14 protein-coding genes are annotated in these 19,397 nt (G+C 44.8%); 10 read left to right on the forward strand and 4 right to left on the reverse strand.

Going from position 1 to position 19,397, the window contains the following annotated elements:
* Window positions 1-4: 4 nt before the first annotated feature.
* The 5 genes from pbpC to VYM24_RS22375 all read left to right on the forward strand — a co-directional run bounded on the left by pbpC (window position 5) and on the right by VYM24_RS22375 (window position 8,269).
* Complete coding sequence (pbpC, locus tag VYM24_RS22355) at window positions 5-2,350, forward strand: penicillin-binding protein 1C (protein WP_330940975.1); 2,346 nt, start codon at window positions 5-7, stop codon at window positions 2,348-2,350.
* A gap of 285 nt (window positions 2,351-2,635) precedes the next feature.
* Window positions 2,636-4,627 (forward strand): glucosamine-6-phosphate deaminase, encoded by a 1,992-nt coding sequence (locus tag VYM24_RS22360; protein WP_044264264.1) that lies wholly within the window; start codon window positions 2,636-2,638, stop codon window positions 4,625-4,627.
* Between the two features lie 125 nt (window positions 4,628-4,752).
* On the forward strand, window positions 4,753-7,662 hold the full coding sequence (locus VYM24_RS22365; RefSeq protein ID WP_330940976.1) for a golvesin C-terminal-like domain-containing protein: 2,910 nt from the start codon (window positions 4,753-4,755) through the stop codon (window positions 7,660-7,662).
* A 72-nt stretch (window positions 7,663-7,734) separates the two neighbouring features.
* Complete coding sequence (locus VYM24_RS22370) at window positions 7,735-8,049, forward strand: hypothetical protein (RefSeq protein WP_007214455.1); 315 nt, start codon at window positions 7,735-7,737, stop codon at window positions 8,047-8,049.
* A gap of 4 nt (window positions 8,050-8,053) precedes the next feature.
* On the forward strand, window positions 8,054-8,269 hold the full coding sequence (locus tag VYM24_RS22375) for a sulfurtransferase TusA family protein (RefSeq protein WP_224320065.1): 216 nt from the start codon (window positions 8,054-8,056) through the stop codon (window positions 8,267-8,269).
* A gap of 123 nt (window positions 8,270-8,392) precedes the next feature.
* On the opposite strand, the gene VYM24_RS22380 is transcribed toward VYM24_RS22375, so the two are convergent.
* Complete coding sequence (locus VYM24_RS22380; protein ID WP_291548845.1) at window positions 8,393-9,577, reverse strand: sensor histidine kinase; 1,185 nt, start codon at window positions 9,575-9,577, stop codon at window positions 8,393-8,395.
* A 233-nt stretch (window positions 9,578-9,810) separates the two neighbouring features.
* Here VYM24_RS22380 and VYM24_RS22385 point away from each other — a divergent pair, with 233 nt between their 5' ends.
* Together VYM24_RS22385 and VYM24_RS22390 are read left to right on the forward strand one after the other, a co-directional pair.
* Window positions 9,811-11,628 carry a YgiQ family radical SAM protein gene (locus tag VYM24_RS22385; RefSeq protein WP_330940977.1) on the forward strand — a complete coding sequence of 606 codons (1,818 nt, stop codon included), beginning with the start codon at window positions 9,811-9,813 and terminating at the stop codon, window positions 11,626-11,628.
* Window positions 11,629-11,645: 17 nt separating this feature from the next.
* On the forward strand, window positions 11,646-12,287 hold the full coding sequence (locus VYM24_RS22390; protein WP_291549000.1) for an outer membrane beta-barrel protein: 642 nt from the start codon (window positions 11,646-11,648) through the stop codon (window positions 12,285-12,287).
* On the opposite strand, the gene VYM24_RS22395 is transcribed toward VYM24_RS22390, so the two are convergent.
* The 3 genes from VYM24_RS22395 to mfd all read right to left on the reverse strand — a co-directional run bounded on the left by VYM24_RS22395 (window position 12,203) and on the right by mfd (window position 16,268).
* Window positions 12,203-12,607, reverse strand: a complete 405-nt coding sequence (locus tag VYM24_RS22395) for a type II toxin-antitoxin system RelE/ParE family toxin (protein ID WP_330940978.1) — start codon at window positions 12,605-12,607, stop codon at window positions 12,203-12,205. The two genes, VYM24_RS22390 and VYM24_RS22395, sit on opposite strands and share 85 nt — an antisense overlap.
* Window positions 12,595-12,810 (reverse strand): hypothetical protein, encoded by a 216-nt coding sequence (locus tag VYM24_RS22400; protein WP_291548842.1) that lies wholly within the window; start codon window positions 12,808-12,810, stop codon window positions 12,595-12,597. Before VYM24_RS22400 ends, VYM24_RS22395 begins: the two co-directional genes overlap by 13 nt.
* A 68-nt stretch (window positions 12,811-12,878) precedes the next feature.
* Window positions 12,879-16,268: a transcription-repair coupling factor gene (gene mfd / locus VYM24_RS22405; protein WP_291548998.1), complete on the reverse strand. Its 3,390-nt coding sequence runs from the start codon at window positions 16,266-16,268 to the stop codon at window positions 12,879-12,881.
* A 98-nt stretch (window positions 16,269-16,366) separates the two neighbouring features.
* Between mfd and VYM24_RS22410 the strand changes: the two genes are divergently transcribed.
* From VYM24_RS22410 to VYM24_RS22420, 3 genes are read left to right on the forward strand one after another with little or no spacing between them, the layout of a single operon-like run.
* Window positions 16,367-17,119: a polyprenol monophosphomannose synthase gene (locus VYM24_RS22410; RefSeq protein ID WP_044264364.1), complete on the forward strand. Its 753-nt coding sequence runs from the start codon at window positions 16,367-16,369 to the stop codon at window positions 17,117-17,119.
* Between the two features lie 26 nt (window positions 17,120-17,145).
* Complete coding sequence (locus tag VYM24_RS22415; RefSeq protein ID WP_291548841.1) at window positions 17,146-18,501, forward strand: dihydroorotase; 1,356 nt, start codon at window positions 17,146-17,148, stop codon at window positions 18,499-18,501.
* Entirely contained in the window at window positions 18,498-19,337 is an 840-nt protein-coding gene (locus tag VYM24_RS22420) for a vitamin B12 dependent-methionine synthase activation domain-containing protein (protein ID WP_330940979.1), read from the forward strand. Before VYM24_RS22415 ends, VYM24_RS22420 begins: the two co-directional genes overlap by 4 nt.
* Window positions 19,338-19,397: the final 60 nt, after the last annotated feature.

The raw sequence follows: 19,397 nt of genomic DNA on the forward strand, positions 1-19,397 counted from the left end.
TTTCATGGGGACTAAGATTATAAAGTACTTCAAACAACTGTCTATCACCAGAAAAGTAATACTCATACTTATTACAATTCTGGTGATAGCCTATATCTTTTGCCTCCCCCGGCAACTTTTCCATGTGCCCTACTCCACCGTCGTCACTGACCGGAACGGTGAATTACTGGGCGCACGCATTGCATCCGACGGCCAATGGCGCTTTCCACCCCGGACCACTACTCCGGAGAAAATAAAGCAATGCCTCATCACTTTCGAAGACAGGCACTTTTATCACCATTGGGGAGTCAATCCTGTCTCCATTGGTAGAGCCGCCTACCAAAACCTAAAGAATAAGCGCATTGTAAGTGGAGGAAGTACCCTCACCATGCAAACGATCCGTCTGGCAAGAAACGAGTCGCGTACCTTTGGAGAAAAGTTCATAGAAATGATCCTGGCCACCCGACTTGAGTTTCGCGCTTCAAAAGAGAAAATCCTGTCCATGTACATTTCACACGCTCCTTTCGGAGGAAACGTAGTAGGGCTCGATGCCGCTGCCTGGCGATATTTCGGACACCCCGCTGAAGAACTGTCCTGGGCAGAAGCAGCCATGCTGGCAGTACTTCCAAACGCACCCGCCATGATTCATCTCTCCAAATCACGGCAATTATTACTTAATAAAAGAAACCGTCTGCTAAAACAATTATATGCACGAAAGATTATAGATAACTCCACTTACGAACTGGCTATCAGCGAACCACTCCCCGACGAGCCTCATCCACTCCCCCAAACCGCTCCCCATTTGGTCAGTCGCTTCTATCAGGAACGAAACGGGAAATATTCCGTATCAACCATCGACAAGGGTATTCAAACCCAGATAGAGAACGCAGCCGAACGTTGGAGCAATGAATTTAACCGGAGTGATATACGCAATCTGGCAATTCTGGTGATTGATATCCGAACCAATCAGGTTGTGGCTTATTGCGGCAATGTCAATTTCGAACGGAAGCAAGCTGGTAACCAGGTAGACGTTATTCAGGCACCCAGAAGCACGGGAAGTATTCTGAAACCATTTTTATATTACGCCATGTTGCAGGAAGGCAGTCTGTTGCCTCATACGCTACTGCCCGATATACCAGTTAATATTAATGGCTTTACACCTCAAAACTTCAGTTTGCAATTCGAAGGTGCCGTTCCTGCTTCGGAAGCGCTCGCACGTTCATTGAATATCCCGGCAGTGACGATGCTACAAAGATATGGTGTTCCCAAGTTTCATACTTTCCTGAGGCAAATAGGCTTAAAAACTATCAATCGCCCGGCTTCTCATTATGGTTTATCACTCATTCTGGGCGGTGCGGAGGCTACCCTGTGGGATGTGACAAATGCGTATGCTTACATGGGGCGGAGTTTATTGCAGCTTCCACAAACAGAATGTAGTTTGCTGCTTGCGGACGCTGAAGGATCAGGAGAACCAGAAGTCTTCGCTTCGGGAAAATCGACGGATACTTTCCAACCGGGAGCCGTATGGCAAACCTTCAATGCGTTAACCGAGGTGAATCGTCCCGAAGAAATAGACTGGAAATCAATCCCCTCCATGCACCCCATTGCCTGGAAGACCGGAACAAGCCACGGATTCCGCGATGCCTGGGCCGTAGGAGTCACTCCTCACTATACCGTAGGTGTATGGGTAGGAAATGCTACAGGAGAAGGTAAACCTGGTCTTGTAGGAGCACGGACAGCCGGTCCGGTTTTGTTTGATGTATTTGGTCTGCTACCTCCGACACGGTGGTTCAGGCGTCCGGGAGATGTCTTTGTCAAGGCTGAGATATGCCGGAAATCCGGACACTTGAAGGGTAGGTTTTGCGAAGAAACAGATACTTTACTGATTCTTCCTGCCGGACTAAAGACAGAAGCTTGCCCTTATCATCACCTTATCACCCTTTCAGCCGATGAAACTCACCGTATCTACGAGAATTGCGCAAATTTGGAACCAACTATCCAGAAGTCCTGGTTCACTTTGCCACCTGTATGGGAATGGTATTACAAACAGCATCATCCGGAATACAATCCGCTCCCTCCCTTCAAACCGGGCTGCGGAGAGGATGCATTGCAACCCATGCAATTCATCTATCCACCTATGAATGCCCGTATTGTGTTACCTAAACAAATGGATGGAAGTCCGGGCTTTCTAACCGCCGAACTGGCCCACGGCAATCCGAGTACCACCATTTTCTGGCACCTTGATAACACTTATCTTACCCAGACACAAGACTTTCATAAGATCTCACTACAACCCACGCCCGGAAAACATTCACTAACAGCGGTAGACGAAGCAGGAAATACAGTAACCACTACATTTTATATCAATTAAGATTATCTGTTGATGAAACCGGTCAGTGTACCCATCCCTCCCTCGAACAGGTGATGTTTTTGTACAAAAAGATTCCATTTTAGTCTTTTTAATGAAAATACCTAAAAGAAGTGAGTGCATAGTTACCAAAAAGTGGCTACATTTGTATCCCGAAACAGTGTCAGAAGAAAACACCTTGTTCCAAAAGACAACCCCGACACTAGAATTAGTGAACATTGTTTTTTGTATATTTGTTAAATCTTAGAAGCGACAAGCTTTAATCAATTTATTAATACCAATTAAGTTATGAAAACCAATCTTAGTTCTCAAATCACTCTCAACAGAGTCTCCCCCAGGTATTATAGGCCTGAGAATGCATTTGAAAGGTCGGTATTGACCCGACTGGAAAAAATCCCAACCGACATCTACGAATCGGCAGAGGAAGGCGCCAACCACGTTGCCTACGAAATAGCTCAACTTATTCGTGATAAACAGAAAGCCGGACGCTTCTGTGTATTGGCATTGCCGGGCGGTAATTCTCCCCGCAACGTATACTCAGCCCTTATCCGTATACATAAAGAAGAAGGTCTGAGTTTCCGCAACGTTATCATATTCAACCTTTACGAATATTATCCTCTTACATCAGATGCCATCAACAGCAATCTGAATGCCTTGAAGGAAATGTTCCTTGATCATGTAGATGTTGACAAGCAGAATATCTTTAGCCCGGACGGTACAATTCCTAAAGATACCATCTTTGAATATTGCCGCCTGTACGAGCAACGCATCGAAAGTTTCGGCGGATTGGATGCCGTATTACTGGGTATCGGGCGCGTAGGTAACATTGGTTTCAACGAACCGGGTTCTCGCCTGAACTCCACCACCCGTTTGATTTTACTGGACAACGATTCACGCAATGAAGCATCCAAAATGTTCGGTAGCATCGAAAGCACTCCGATCAGTTCCATTACAATGGGTGTTTCTACCATCCTGGCTGCCAAGAAAATCTATCTGATGGCATGGGGTGAAGACAAAGCCAAAATGGTAAAAGAGTGCGTAGAAGGTACTGTAACTGATACCATTCCGGCATCTTTCCTGCAAACTCACAACAATGCTCATGTAGTTATCGACCTTTCTGCTGCCGGTAACCTGACACGTATCCACCGTCCATGGCTAGTGACTTCCTGCGAATGGAACGACAAACTGATTCGTAGCGCCATCGTCTGGTTGTGCCAACTGACAGGCAAGCCGATCCTGAAACTGACAAACAAGGATTACAATGAAAATGGTTTGAGCGAACTGCTGGCTCTGTTTGGTTCAGCATATAATGTGAATATCAAGATCTTCAACGATCTGCAACACACCATCACCGGATGGCCGGGTGGTAAGCCGAATGCAGACGATACCTACCGTCCCGAACGTGCGAAACCGTATCCGAAACGTATCGTCGTATTCTCTCCGCATCCTGATGATGACGTAATCTCCATGGGTGGTACAATCCGCCGCTTGGTAGAACAAAAGCATGACGTACACGTGGCTTACGAAACTTCCGGTAACATTGCCGTAGGTGATGAAGAAGTAATCCGTTTCCTGCATTTCATCAATGGTTTCAACCAGATCTTCAATAATAGCGAAGACAAGGTAGTTGTTGATAAATATGCAGAAATCCGTAAATTCCTGAAAGAGAAGAAAGACGGTGACATCGATACACGTGACATCCTCACAATTAAGGGCTTGATACGTCGTGGTGAAGCGCGCACCGCTTGTACGTACAATAACATCCCTCTGGATCATTGCCACTTCCTTGACCTGCCATTCTACGAAACAGGTAGAATACAGAAAGGTCCGTTGACCGAAGCTGATGTGGAAATTGTGCGTAACCTGCTGCGTGAAGTGAAACCTCATCAAATATTCGTTGCCGGCGACCTCGCCGATCCGCATGGAACACACCGTGTCTGCACGGATGCCGTATTTGCTGCTATCGATCTGGAAAAAGAAGAAGGTGCAAAATGGTTGAAAGATTGCCGTATTTGGATGTATCGTGGTGCGTGGGCCGAGTGGGAAATTGAAAACATTGAAATGGCAGTACCTATCAGTCCGGAAGAACTGCGTGCAAAACGTAATTCAATCCTGAAACACCAGTCTCAGATGGAAAGTGCACCATTTCTGGGCAACGACGAACGTTTGTTCTGGCAACGCAGTGAAGACCGCAATCGTGGTACCGCCGCATTGTATGACAATCTCGGTTTGGCATCTTACGAGGCAATGGAAGCATTCGTGGAATATATTCCGCTGTAAATGTTTGCTAAATAGAAATAAGAAGAGTGGGAAGCTAAGGTTTTCCACTCTTTTTTTACGTACTTTTGCGTGGGGATTCTATCATAGAGAGATCAATCTCACAGAAGTTTATTCGTTATAAGAATATGAAAAAAAGAATATTATTAGCCATTTGTTGCTTTGCCTTTACCTTCAACGGAAAACTGGGAGCACAAGATATCGAGGCGAACATACAAGATCGTCTTCAATCTTTCTTCCGGGAATATACTACCACAACCGTAAATATAGGAACTTGTAAACTGGATAGTTTCCGCATCAATCACCAAAAGAAGAAGCTGCTCATCTATGCCGATGAAAAGTTTTCCTATCAGCCTTTTCGGCCGGAAACAGTGGATGCCATTTATCGACATCTGAAACAAATATTACCGGGTCCTGTGAACTACTACGATCTGACGGTAGTAACAAGCGGACAAACTATCGAAAACCTCATTCCAAACTTATACCGGAAAGGAAAGAAAGATAAGTCTCGCCTGTACAGCGGACTGGAATACAAAGGTGAACCTTGGGTGACACGCACTTCCCGTCCTTACGACGTCAGCCGGGGATTAGAAGGGAAGCATATAGCTTTATGGCAAAGCCACGGGAAGTATTTCATCAACAAAACAGGCGAATGGGGCTGGCAACGGCCACGGTTATTCTGCACCACAGAAGACCAGTTCACACAATCCTTTATCCTGCCTTATGTTATCCCAATGCTAGAGAATGCCGGTGCCAACGTATTTACTCCCCGTGAACGGGATACACAAAAGCAGGAAGTCATTGTCGATAATGACGGTACGCAGAATTCCCTCTACTTGGATGTGAAAAGTCGTAAAGCCAAATGGGAGCAAACAGGACTCCCCGGCTTTGCCTGGCGCAAACAGGTTTATCGGGACGGGGAGAACCCCTTCGTCAGTGGTACCGCACGTTTTGCCCCTACAGAAAAGAAAAAAGACAAAGCCTTTGCCGAGTGGATACCCGATATTCCGGAAACAGGAGAGTATGCTGTATACGTCTCTTATCAAACTTTGCCTAATAGCGTAAGTGATGCCAAATATATTGTTTTCCATAATGGAGGAACCACTGAGTTCAAGGTAAATCAGCAGATAGGTGGTGGTACATGGGTGTATCTCGGTACTTTTTCTTTTGATAAGGGAAAGAATGATTATGGCATGGTGGTACTTAGCAATGAAAGTAAACAGAAAGGTGTAGTCTGCGCTGATGCCGTACGCTTTGGTGGTGGAATGGGCAATATAGAACGCGGTGGAGAAACCAGTGGAATGCCTCGTTATCTGGAAGGTGCCCGTTATTCCGCCCAATGGTCCGGCATGCCTTATTCGGTTTATGGCGGGCGTGAAGGTAAAGATGATATGTCCGATGACATTAATGTACGCTCCAGAATGATTAACTATTTGTCCGGTGGTTCAATATTCAATCCCAAAGACAAAGGTTTAGGAGTACCTTTTGAACTCTCAATGGCATTGCACAGCGATGCGGGTGCCAGCAAAGAAGATAAAATCATAGGTACGCTCGGCATATATACCACCGATTTCAATAACGGAGTACTCGGAGCCGGAACAGACCGCTATACCTCCCGAGACCTTTCCGACATTCTGCTTACCCAACTCCAGCGGGATATCCGTTCCAATTATGCCACGGACTGGACTCGCCGCAGCATGTGGAACCGTAATTACAGTGAAACGCGACTGCCCGCCGTTCCTTCCACTATTGTCGAATTACTTTCGCACCAGAACTTTGCCGATATGCGCCTCGGACATGACCCCAACTTTAAATTCACCGTAGGACGCTCTATTTATAAAGCCATTCTGCAATACCTTTGCGGCCAGCATGGCAAGGATTATGTGGTACAACCTCTTCCCGTAAGTAACTTCGCCATTCGCTTCGGTAATAAAAAGAATACACTGGAACTTTCTTGGAATGGTGAAGAAGACCTGTTAGAACCAACAGCCAAACCGCGCGAATACATCGTATATACCCGCATCGGCCGTGGAGGCTTTGATAATGGCGTACGTGTCAGCAGTCCCTCTTATACCGTAAAGATAGAACCCGGTATTGTCTATTCCTTTAAAGTAACCGCAGCCAACCGGGGCGGAGAAAGTTTCCCGTCCGAGATTCTTGCAGCTTATAAAGCAAAAAAAGAAAAAGGTCGTGTGTTGATTGTCAATGGATTCGACCGCCTTAGTGGTCCGGCCGCCATTGATACCCCCACTGAAGCCGGATTCGATTTAAGTAAAGATCCGAGTGTACCTTACTTATATGACATCTCACTTTGTGGTGCTCAAACAGAATTCTCCCGTAAACAGACCGGGAAGGAACTGGGACGCAGTGGTAGCGAATGGGAAGGAATGCGAATTGCCGGGAATAGCTTCGATTATCCGTTCATACACGGAAAGGCGATACAAGCATCCGGAGATTATAGTTTTGTATCATGTAGTGATGAAGCCGTAGAAAGCGGACGTATTCCATTGGAAGCTTACGATATCGTAGACTATATCCTCGGACTGGAAAAAGAAGACCGCCAAAGCAATCCGGCAAGCAATGCATATTACAAAACCTTTTCCTCGGCCATGCAACGAGCACTGACCGCTTATTGCCAATCCGGTGGAAATCTGCTTGTGAGCGGTTCCTATCTTGGCAGCGATATGAACGGTTCGCAGGGAGACCGGGAGTTCACACAAAACATTCTGAAATATGCCTACGGACAATCCATCACCGATAATCGCTCAGGAAATATTAATGGTCTGGGACGTACATTCAGTATCCCCCGCCTACCCAATGAGTACGCTTATCCCGTAACTGCTCCCGAATGTATTCTACCGACAGGTACTGCTTTCCCGGTGCTCACCTATACTGCCGGAAATCAAAGTGCCGCCATTGCCTATCAAGGCAACTACCGTACCTTCGTTATGGGGTTCCCATTAGAGAGTATTGAACAGGAAACGGATCGCAACGCTGTCATGGCTTCTATCCTGCAATTCTTTCAAGCAAAAAAGTAGAAAACAATACGCCTAATTAAAAATAACGCTTATCTTTGCTCTCAAAGTATAAACCTTTAAATATAAAACACTATGTATACTATACAAGCAAACCCCAGCGGTACCCGCAGCCTAGAGATATCCGAAGAGAACCTGGCAACCATTGAGAAATACGGACTTTTCCGTCATCTTATTGACAGTAATGGCATTGTAGACGAATCTGTTCTGGAAAAACTGAGACTGAATATCCGCTCCCTCATCGCATCACAAGAAGAAGACAGCAAAGACTTGCTCGACCTCTGCATCGACGTGATATACCACAACAACATGAAAGCTTTCGGATTACAGCAACTGATTAAGCTCTATCTGGAATGGTTTTCAAAGCAGGAACCCATAGAAGAGGAATAATAAAATGAAAACAATCGACACGTGCGGTCAAAAACTTTACAGTCCTCTCATCCCGGCCGTCAAAGCCATGTGCGAAGCTACACCGGGTGAGAAACTGGAAATTATCATGAATGATACTGCTGCTTTCAATGATTTAAAAGAATATCTGGCAGAACAACAAATCGGCTTTCGTGAGATTTACGACGGCGAACAAATGACGGTGCAATTCACCAAAAGATAAATTGTGCAGTAAATAGCAAATCATCATTCATGATCGTATCCAGGAATAAGAAATAAAAAAACGAATCCTGTTTCAGCATAAGAAAGCTTCTAACAGGATTCGCTTTATATTATTTTCTCTCATTCAATTATATTCCCGATTCATAATCAAAGGTACTACAAACCAAAATGTAGAACCTTTATTGATCTCAGATTCCAAACCTGCCCTACCTCCCAAATTTTGGATAATAGTTTGTGAAAGTGTCAACCCCAGACCTGTTCCCGGTACTTCCCGATCCAACTTTTTAAAACTGGAAAATATCTCTTGCTGTTCTTCTTTCGGAATTCCAATTCCAGTATCGGATACATAAAAGTAAACCTCATCCGTTCCCTCCATACGACAACTAAAGCGTATCTCCCCTGATTTGGTAAACTTGATCGCATTATGAATCAGGTTTGCCATCACCTGAATGATGCGTTGACGTTCAGAATACATGATAATAGGTTGCACAGAGTCTTCACAAATCAAATCAACTGAAGGATTATTGAATAGTTTCACCTTAAACATACCTTCCAGTTCTCTTAACAAGTCATTAGCATCAAATTCAGAATACTCAAAATTCAAAGTTCCGGCTTCTATCTGCGAAAGATCAAAGATATCATTTATCAAACGTAACAAACGCTCATTGTTCTCTGAAATAATATCCATATACATTTTCTTTTCCTCTTCATCAGAAGCAGTAGCTATCAATCCCGAAAAACCAACAATCGCATTCAGTGGTGTACGGACTTCATGACTTATATTCGCAATAAAAGTGGATTTTAATCTCTCTGCAGATATCGAATTCTTTCTCTCAATATTCAGCAACCTTTGAACATTCTGTAGTTCCGTCACATCATAAACCGTCAATACCATATGATCTTCCCCGTCAATAACAACATAAGCACCCGATACTGAAACATCACAAGGGATCACTTTGTCTTCTTTGTCATTCAGAAGATTCATAGAAGCATTTACTTTTTGGAAACTCTCTTTCTTATGAAAAGCTCTTCCAATAGCCGCGCGGATACCACAAAGTTTACACTGCTGATGCATACCACATTCGCCGGCTTCGGCAGCATTCCGGCAATGCAACAGGTCACCGACCTTTTGTGTCATACCAACCTCAGGAGCAGGAAGCTTATTCAAGGAATAGTAATTGGTATCGCAGACTATAAAATCTTTATCAATCAGTAAAAAATAAGCATTAATATTCTGCAAAATCATAGTTGTCTGATCGAGTTTGCGTTGTATCACATCTTTTGATTCTTCATACGGAGGTATTTCCATAATATATAGATTGATTTATATTTTATTAGTGCCATCAGCGTACAAAAGTATAAAATATAAGGATAAAACAGACGATTCTTTAATGTTTTTGTTAACGCCCATCTTACGAGAGAGATTCTGTCATCTCACAAAGCCGTTTTGCACTGGACTTGGGAAAGAATCGCAAGCATCACCAACAGGAATTTAACCATGCATTTTCTGGCTGAACTTCATTTTATGCGTATCTTTGCGGCATGAAAGAATATCGACTGACTGATTGGTTGCCCACAACGAAAAAAGAAGTGGAGTTGCGCGGATGGGACGAACTGGACGTTATCCTGTTCAGTGGTGACGCTTATGTAGACCATCCTTCTTTCGGGGCTGCTGTTATCGGACGTATCCTCGAAGCAGAGGGATTGCGCGTGGCGATTATACCTCAACCCAATTGGCGGGATGACTTACGCGACTTTAAGAAGTTAGGACGTCCCCGCCTGTTCTTTGGCATCAGTCCCGGATGTATGGACTCTATGGTAAACAAATACACTGCCAACAAGCGTTTACGTAGTGACGATGCCTATACACCGGATGCACGTCCGGATATGCGTCCGGATTACCCTTCAATTGTTTACACTCAAATTCTGAAGAAATTATATCCCGACGTTCCAGTCGTATTGGGAGGTATCGAAGCAAGCATGCGCCGCGTGACGCATTACGATTATTGGCAGGATAAGCTTATGAAAAGCATTCTCATAGAAAGTGGAGCCGACTTGCTGATTTACGGAATGGGAGAAAAACCGGTGCTGGAACTGATAAGAAGATTCAATGATAAGCGGTTATCACTAAATACCATTCCGCAGATTGCTTACCTATGCAAGACAACGGACTTCATCAGTGAAGAAGGAGATATCCGTCTCTTTTCCCATGCCGAGTGTCTGAAAGACAAGAAGAAGCAGGCTGCCAATTTCCGCCACATTGAAGAAGAGAGTAATAAATATACTGCCTCCCGTATTACACAGGAAGTGGATGACATGACTGTTGTTGTCAATCCTCCTTACCCACCCCTGACGGAAGCTGAACTCGATCGTTCGTACGATTTGCCCTACACCCGTCTGCCTCATCCCAAATACAAAGGCAAGCGAATTCCGGCATACGATATGATTAAGTTTTCGGTGAATATCCACCGTGGGTGTTTCGGTGGTTGTGCATTTTGCACGATCTCGGCACATCAGGGAAAGTTTATTGTAAGCCGCAGTAAAGAAAGCATTCTTAAAGAAGTAAAGGCACTCATGGAGCTTCCCGACTTTAAAGGATACCTGAGTGACCTTGGCGGTCCATCCGCCAATATGTACCGAATGAAAGGGAGGGATGAGAATATTTGTAAGAAGTGCAAGCGCCCCTCATGTATCCATCCTAAAGTTTGTCCGAACCTGAATACCGACCATCGGCCTTTACTGGATATTTATCATGCGGTAGACACTCTACCCGGCATCAAAAAGAGTTTCATCGCCAGCGGTGTACGCTACGACTTACTCTTGCACCAAAGCAAAGATCCGGCAACTAATAAAAGCACGAGTGAATATACCCGCGAGTTAATAGCCCGCCACGTAAGCGGTCGCCTTAAAGTGGCTCCGGAACATACCAGTGACCGGGTATTGAGTATCATGCGCAAGCCCTCGTTCGGTCAGTTCCAGGAATTCAAGAAGATATTCGATCGTATCAACCACGAAGAAGGGTTGCGGCAACAGCTGATTCCTTATTTCATTTCCAGCCATCCCGGCTGCAAGGAAGAGGACATGGCAGAACTGGCTGTTATCACCAAGCGCCTTGAGTTTCATCTGGAACAGGTGCAAGACTTTACCCCTACCCCTATGACCGTAGCCACTGAAGCCTGGTATACCGGTTATCATCCATACACATTGGAGCCTGTATTCAGCGCCAAAACGCCACGTGAAAAGCTGGCGCAGCGTCAGTTCTTCTTCTGGTATAAACCGGAAGAACGAAAGAACATCATCAACGAACTGCGCCGTATCGGACGGATGGATTTGATAGACAAACTATATGGAAAACGATAAAAATTAATCTACCAATGATGAAACGACTCTTAATTCTCTTCACTCTCTTTTTGAGTTATGCAAGCACAACCTTGCAAGCACAAGACTACCTGCCGCAAAACTTCAGTATCTCACTGGGTGGCGGACTAACATTGCCGCGCGTAGAAGGAAACCGTAATGACTTTTTCTGTAAAAATGGCGACCGTGCGGGATACAACCTGATGACAGAAGGGCGTTACTACTTCATGCCCAACTTTGCCTTAGGGCTTCAGTATGATTACTTACGGGTAGCTCGTCTACCGGATAAAATGCACCTCCATTATATACACCCCAATATAACTTACCGTTACTTGTGGAGCGAGGGAAACCAAGGGGTGTTTCTTTCATTCGGCATAGGCTACATGAACTATCAGGAACGTACTTACCAACGAGGTGAACGGAATGGAATGTCTTTTCAGAGAGGGTATTGCGGACTGTCATTCAGCATGGGTTACGAATTCTACATTACCCCAAAATTATCAGGAGTGTTTCGTGCAGATATACTCACAGCCGACTGGTTTGCAAACCCCGACGCACGGCTTTCCAATCCATACGATTATGATGACGGAATAGACCACAGTTGGTTTAAGAACAATGTTACATTCTTTAATCTGGGATTTGCGGTACAGTTTGGACGATAACAGCCACACCGGAAAAAAGTTATTGGAAAGGAATTTTTTTCAGGATCTTGTCGTGTATCAAAAACCGCTTCAACCAAGATATGCTCACTATAAATGCTATAATAAACTCTGAAATACTCACACGGAAAGCATCTTGTAGTGGGCAATGAAGTAGCTCGATACATGTAAGGAAAACAAGAAATCAGTTTTAATGATTCTTTTATTATGCGAACTATATATTGACTATATTTCGTATTATTATTGCGAGTGTTGTAGAAAAGAATAATCTGCTGCAACTGATCGACAGCCGTCGGAGACCAAACTACTTTTAGCTTAACCATTGCTTCATCAGCTTGTTAACTTCTTCCTGTGTATAGTACTCTCCCCGTTCATATTCTTCTTTCGAACGCAAAATTATTTCCAATTCCGCATCAGAAAGAACATGAGGATTAGTATCAGCAGAAAGCCGGTGATAAGCAGCCATTGGATCATTGACTTGAGAAGTTTCTTCGTCTTCTTGCCGATTATATGGTTTTGTAGACATAGCTATAATTTATTAGATGAACAAAGATAAAGAAATCTACGCTATAAAACAAATGAAATCTCTATTCTTTATTCTTCCACCTGCATCGCCACAATCTCCTGCAAAACACCAACTGCCGTTTCCACATTCTTCACATCCTTCACCAGCATACTACGACGGGTATTCTGTTCGCGCAAATCGCAGCGACGGGTATACTTCATCATGTATGCAATAACTTTACCGAATGCTTGACTCTGATAATAGGGGCTTTCCGGATTGGAAATAAAGAATAGCGACATACGTCCGCCTTTAAGAAAAACCTTTTCCGCACCAAGGCGGGCAGCAAGACGACGCAACGGCACAATACGCAGTAGTTCTTCCGTTTCTGACGGAACAGGACCAAAACGGTCGACAAGCCGGTTACGGAAAGCCTCTACATCTTTATCCAATGTCAGACTATCCAACTCGCGGTAAAGTAACATACGCTCACTACTGCCCGTGACGTATGTAGCGGGCAGCAACAGTTCCAGATCACTTTCTATCTGACATTCATCAACAAATTGTTCGCCACTAATGACACCACCTTCGGCTTTCAACTCTTCAGCATAGAGATCTGCAAACTCATCAGTCTTCAATTCGTGAACAGCTTCCGTTAATATCTTCTGATAAGTTTCATAACCAAGATCAGCAATGAAACCGCTTTGTTCTGCCCCCAACATATTGCCTGCACCACGAATATCGAGGTCCTGCATAGCAATATGAATTCCACTACCCAAATCGCTGAAGTTCTCAATAGCCTGCAAACGACGTCTTGCCTCGGGAGTCAAAGAAGAAAGAGGAGGTGCCAGCAAATAACAGAAAGCTTTCTTATTGCTTCTTCCCACGCGGCCGCGCATCTGGTGAAGATCGCTTAAACCAAAGTTCTGTGCCTGATTGATAATAATGGTATTAGCATTTGGAATATCAATACCACTTTCTATAATAGTAGTAGCTATCAAGACATCATAGTCATAATTGACAAAGCCAAAGATTATCTTTTCCAGTTCTGTCGGTTCCATCTGCCCATGTCCGATAGCTATTCTGCAATCCGGAATGTGCCGCTCAATCATTGCTTTCAATTCGGGCAAATTGGAAATACGGTTATTCACAAGGAACACCTGGCCGTTACGACTCATTTCAAAGTTGATGGCATCAGCAATCACTTCCTCGTTAAAGGTATGCACTTCAGTCTGAATAGGATAACGGTTGGGCGGAGGTGTTTGTATCACACTCAGATCACGTGCCCCTATCAATGAGAATTGCAATGTGCGGGGAATAGGTGTAGCCGTCATAGTCAAGGTATCTACATTCACTTTCAGCTGGCGCAGTTTCTCTTTTACAGATACCCCGAATTTCTGCTCTTCATCAATAATCAGTAATCCCAAGTCCTTGAATTGTATATCTTTACCTAAAATACGATGTGTACCGATCAGTATATTCACATCTCCGGTAGCCAAACCTTTTATAACTGCTTTTGCCTGCGCTGCCGTGCGGGCACGGCTTAAATACTCCACCTTGCAAGGCAAATCTTTCAAACGATCCTTGAACGTCTGAAAATGTTGGTAAGCCAGCACTGTTGTAGGTACCAGGACAGCCACCTGCTTATTATCCGCCACCGCCTTAAAAGCTGCACGGACTGCCACTTCCGTTTTACCGAAACCAACGTCTCCACAAACCAAACGGTCCATCGGGCGATTACTTTCCATATCTGCTTTTACATCCGCCGTAGCCTTACTCTGATCAGGTGTATCTTCATAGATAAACGATGCTTCCAACTCCCGCTGCAGGAAACTGTCCACACTAAACTGGAATCCTTTTTCCTCCCGACGCTGAGAATATAACCTGATAAGATCGCGTGCAATATCCTTAATCTTAGTTTTGGTGCGCTCTTTCAGTTTTTCCCAGGCACCGGTACCTAATTTATTCAGGCGGGGAGCTTCACCATCCTTACCTTTATACTTAGATACTTTATGCAATGAATGAATGGAAACAAACACCACGTCTTCATTCTGATAGACCAGTTTCATCACTTCTTGTGTCGTATCTCCGTTAGGAATACGCACCAGCCCTGAAAAACGCCCTACTCCATGATCGGTATGTACGACATAATCTCCCGGAGTAAACTGGTTCAGCTCTTTCAAGCTTAGAGCCACCTTACCGCTACGTGCTTTATCACTCTTCAGATTATATTTATGAAAACGGTCGAATAATTGATGATCCGTAAAGATACAAAGCCGCAAGGCATTATCGGCAAACCCTTCATGCAACGTACGTTCCACGGCCGTAAATGCAATCTGATCCCCCCTGTCTTCAAAGATGGCACGGATACGGTCAGTTTGTTTCATGCTGTCGCTACAGATGTACAACGCATATCCCTTCTCCATATATTCTTTGAAACTCTCAGCCACCATATCAAAGTTCTTGCGGAAGATAGGCTGTGCAGACGTATCAAAAGTAATCGTAGCATCCGGTGTACCTGTCGGTTTATTACCAAATTCCATACGACGGAAATCCAATGCACGGAGTGTAAACTCGCTTCCGTCAATCAGCTTGCCATCTAAGGTTATACAGCCACTTTCTTCTGCTTCGCGGGCAGCAATTGCCTGTGGAGTAAGTGTTTCATCATGCACTGTTTGAATGCGCTCACGCAACCAAAGTAAATCACGCATTGCCAGTACGGTATCCGCCGACAGAAAATCCAGAAACGAAACCATGCCACTCGCACCACCCTGCTCCAGACTGCGGCTTAAATCAGGGACAATTACAATGCTATCTTTCTTTTCTTTGGAAAGCTGTGTCTCCACCTCAAACGTGCGGATACTTTCCACTTCATCCCCGAAAAAGTCAATACGGTACGGAAACTCGGAAGAAAAAGAAAACACATCGATAATGCTACCACGTACGGCATATTGTCCCGGTTCATACACATAATCTACATACTCGAAGCCATAGCTACGCAATACTTCCATGATGAAGTTCGTATCCACATTCTCCCCCGAATGCAGTTTCAGGGTTTTATCCCCCAATTCTTTCCGGGAAACGACCTTTTCGGCCAATGCATCAGGATATGTCACCACACAAAGTCCTTCTTCGCCTTTCTGCAAGCGACTCAACACTTCAGTACGAAGTATTTCATTCGCAGCATCTTTCTGTCCGTATTTTATTGCCCTGCGAAATGAAGAAGGGAAAAACAAGACCTTATCTGTTCCCAGCACCTGCGTAAGGTCATGGTAGAAATATCCCGCCTCTTCCAGATCGCCCAGAATAAAAACAAAAGGGAATTCTCCACGCTGCACCAGCACAGACGAAAACAGTGAAGCTGCAGAAGCACATAGTCCGCCACAGAAAAGGGTGCGGACAGACGGATTCTTCAGTAAACCACTCATAGCTTCCACATTGGGATGGGCGGCATATCGTTGTTGTAGCTCGGTAATAGTCATCATAACGGGCGCAAAATTACTAAATAATCCTTAGTTTTATTCGTATGTGGTAGAAAACACTTAACTTTGTTCCCAATTTAGAACCTCCTTTTATGAATATGCAGACATCGGACAGCATCGTTATCATTCCTACATACAACGAACGGGAAAACATCGAGAACATCATCCGTGCCGTTTTCGCCCTGGAAAAAGTATTCCATATCCTGATTATAGAAGATGGCTCGCCTGATGGCACTGCCAACATAGTCAAGACCCTTCAGCAAGAGTTTCCCGAACGTTTGTTCATGATAGAACGCAAAGGCAAACTGGGACTGGGTACTGCCTATATCGCAGGCTTCAAATGGGCGCTGGAACATAATTATGAATACATCTTCGAAATGGATGCCGATTTCAGCCACAACCCTGCCGACCTGCCACGCCTGTACAAAGCCTGCGCCGAAGAAGGTGCCGATGTCTCTATCGGTTCACGCTACGTCAGTGGCGTCAATGTAGTGAATTGGCCTATGGGACGGGTATTGATGTCCTACTTTGCCTCCAAGTATGTACGCCTCATCACCGGACTGCCGATACATGATACGACTGCCGGCTTTAAGTGCTACCGTCGCGAGGTATTGCAGACAATTGACCTGGATGGTATCCGCTTCAAAGGTTATGCCTTCCAGATAGAAATGAAATTCACTGCTTACAAATGCGGTTTCAAGATTGTGGAAGTGCCGGTTATCTTTATCAACCGGGAACTGGGTACCTCGAAAATGAACAGCAGTATCTTTGGAGAGGCCGTTTTTGGTGTTATCAAACTGAAAATGCATAGTTGGTTCCATAAATACCCGCAAGCAGTAAAAAACAATTAGTGATTAATGATAAATGATTAGTGAAGATGAAAAGAACACTGATACATAACGCAACAATAGTGAACGAGGGACGCTCTGTACAAGGTTCCGTAGTGATTGAAGGCGACCGGATTGCCGAAATACTTACCTATGGAAAAAAGCTCTCCGTTCCTTGTGATGAAACCATAGACGCTACCGGCTGTTGCCTGTTGCCGGGTATCATCGACGACCATGTACACTTCCGCGATCCGGGATTAACCCACAAAGCGGATATTTCCACCGAAAGTCGTGCAGCCGCCGCAGGTGGTGTCACTTCCATCATGGATATGCCGAACACCAACCCTCTGACTACCACCCTTAGTGCGCTCGAACAAAAGTTTGATTTACTGAATGAGAAGTGTATCGTCAACCACTCCTGCTACTTCGGAGCCACTAATAATAACTATACGGAATTCAACCAGCTGGACAAACATCGTGTATGCGGCATCAAACTTTTCATGGGTTCCAGTACCGGAAATATGCTGGTAGACAAAACAAACAGTCTGCTCAATATATTCAATGGAACAGACATGCTGATTGCTACCCATTGCGAAAGCCAGGAAATCATCAAAAAAAACACTGAATACTATAAGAAAATGTTCAGTGATGCACCGGAAGTTCCTATCAGCAAACATCCTAACATACGTTCTTCAGCCGCTTGTTACGCCTCAACAGAACTTGCGGTACGCATGGCAAGCTTAGCGGGTGCACGTCTGCACGTGCTTCATGTCTCTACAGCCAAAGAACTGCAATTTTTCAGTGATATACCGCTGGAAGAAAAGCATATTACAGCCGAAGCCTGTGTTGCACATCTCTTATACCGCCAACAGGATTATAAAGAACTGGGGACACGCATCAAGTGCAATCCTTCTATAAAGAAACAGGCTGACCGTGATGCTTTACGGAATGCCGTCAATACCGGCGTGATTGATGTGATCGCTACCGATCATGCGCCCCACCTGCTCAGCGAAAAAGAAGGTGGCGCACTGAAAGCCATGTCGGGTATGCCGATGATTCAATTCTCTCTGGTCAGCATGCTCGAACTGGCAGAAAAAGGAATTTTCTCCATTGAAACCATTGTAGAGAAAATGTGCCATGCTCCTGCCCAGATATATGGTATCTGTGATCGCGGTTATGTCCGCGAAGGCTACAAGGCCGACCTTGTACTTGTCAGCCACGGAGACCGTTGGGAAGTCAACTCAGAGAATATTCTCAGCAAGTGCGGATGGAGCCCGCTGGAGGGTAATTCTTTCCGCTGGAAAGTAGAAAAAACATTTGCTAACGGACACCTGATATACAGTGACGGACAAGTAGATGATACTTACCGTGGCGAAGAGTTGAGATTCGATTACAAAGATAAATGATGAACAGCCCTGCGGATAAAGTGTTGACGTACGCTATCCATGACGTTACTCCATACATCAACTGGATATACTTCTTTCATGCATGGGGATTTCGGCCGAAAGAAGAGGACCGTGCTAAAGCTTCCGAGGCAATGCAGCTACTCAAAGAAGCTAACCGGATGCTTAACCAGTTGGATGAGAATTATCGTGTACACACCATTTTCCGTCTTTGTAAGGCTAATGCCGATGGGGATAATTTACTGCTGGACGGCACACGCTTTCCTTTACTCCGCCAACAGATCCCCCATCCGGATGGTAGTCCTTTTCTCTGCCTCAGCGATTTTGTCCGTCCCCTTGCTTCCGGTATACCTGATACGGTGGGTATTTTTGCAGCTTCCTGTGACGGAGAAGTTGAACTTCTCTATGAGGATGATCCCTACAAACGTATGTTGGTACAGACACTTGCCGACCGACTTGCCGAAGCTGCCACCGAAAAAATGCATGAATACGTGCGTAAAGTTGCCTGGGGGTACGCAAAGGACGAAAACCTTTCCATCCCCGAGTTGTTAAAGGAAAAATTCCAAGGCATACGTCCTGCCGTCGGTTACCCTTCTCTGCCCGATCAGTCTGTCAACTTTCTGTTGAATGAATTGCTTCATATGGAGCAAATAGGCATTACGCTTACAGAAAACGGTGCTATGCGTCCACACGCCACTGTTTGCGGATTAATGCTGGCCCATCCTGCCGCACGATATTTTGCAGTAGGCAAGATTGGAAATGATCAATTGGAAGATTATGCACGACGCAGAGGAATGCCAATTAATGAAGTAAGAAAGTTTTTGGCGGCCAATCTCTAACTTTCTCCCTATTAAAAAGAATAACATCAGCTTATAGTTGCGTTATTATATGCTTGCGGC

This window comes from Bacteroides sp. MSB163 (assembly GCF_036416795.1).
In the GTDB taxonomy this organism is placed as follows: domain Bacteria; phylum Bacteroidota; class Bacteroidia; order Bacteroidales; family Bacteroidaceae; genus Bacteroides; species Bacteroides maternus.

What these genes read in the sequence shown, in the direction of transcription:
- pbpC (WP_330940975.1), top strand. Translation starts at nt 5, where the DNA reads ATGGGGACTAAGATTATAAAGTACTTCAAACAACTGTCTATCACCAGA.
- VYM24_RS22360 (WP_044264264.1), top strand. Translation starts at nt 2,636, where the DNA reads ATGAAAACCAATCTTAGTTCTCAAATCACTCTCAACAGAGTCTCCCCC.
- VYM24_RS22365 (WP_330940976.1), top strand. Translation starts at nt 4,753, where the DNA reads ATGAAAAAAAGAATATTATTAGCCATTTGTTGCTTTGCCTTTACCTTC.
- VYM24_RS22370 (WP_007214455.1), top strand. Translation starts at nt 7,735, where the DNA reads ATGTATACTATACAAGCAAACCCCAGCGGTACCCGCAGCCTAGAGATA.
- VYM24_RS22375 (WP_224320065.1), top strand. Translation starts at nt 8,054, where the DNA reads ATGAAAACAATCGACACGTGCGGTCAAAAACTTTACAGTCCTCTCATC.
- VYM24_RS22380 (WP_291548845.1), bottom strand. Translation starts at nt 9,577, where the DNA reads ATGGAAATACCTCCGTATGAAGAATCAAAAGATGTGATACAACGCAAA.
- VYM24_RS22385 (WP_330940977.1), top strand. Translation starts at nt 9,811, where the DNA reads ATGAAAGAATATCGACTGACTGATTGGTTGCCCACAACGAAAAAAGAA.
- VYM24_RS22390 (WP_291549000.1), top strand. Translation starts at nt 11,646, where the DNA reads ATGAAACGACTCTTAATTCTCTTCACTCTCTTTTTGAGTTATGCAAGC.
- VYM24_RS22395 (WP_330940978.1), bottom strand. Translation starts at nt 12,607, where the DNA reads ATGGTTAAGCTAAAAGTAGTTTGGTCTCCGACGGCTGTCGATCAGTTG.
- VYM24_RS22400 (WP_291548842.1), bottom strand. Translation starts at nt 12,810, where the DNA reads ATGTCTACAAAACCATATAATCGGCAAGAAGACGAAGAAACTTCTCAA.
- mfd (WP_291548998.1), bottom strand. Translation starts at nt 16,268, where the DNA reads ATGACTATTACCGAGCTACAACAACGATATGCCGCCCATCCCAATGTG.
- VYM24_RS22410 (WP_044264364.1), top strand. Translation starts at nt 16,367, where the DNA reads ATGCAGACATCGGACAGCATCGTTATCATTCCTACATACAACGAACGG.
- VYM24_RS22415 (WP_291548841.1), top strand. Translation starts at nt 17,146, where the DNA reads ATGAAAAGAACACTGATACATAACGCAACAATAGTGAACGAGGGACGC.
- VYM24_RS22420 (WP_330940979.1), top strand. Translation starts at nt 18,498, where the DNA reads ATGATGAACAGCCCTGCGGATAAAGTGTTGACGTACGCTATCCATGAC.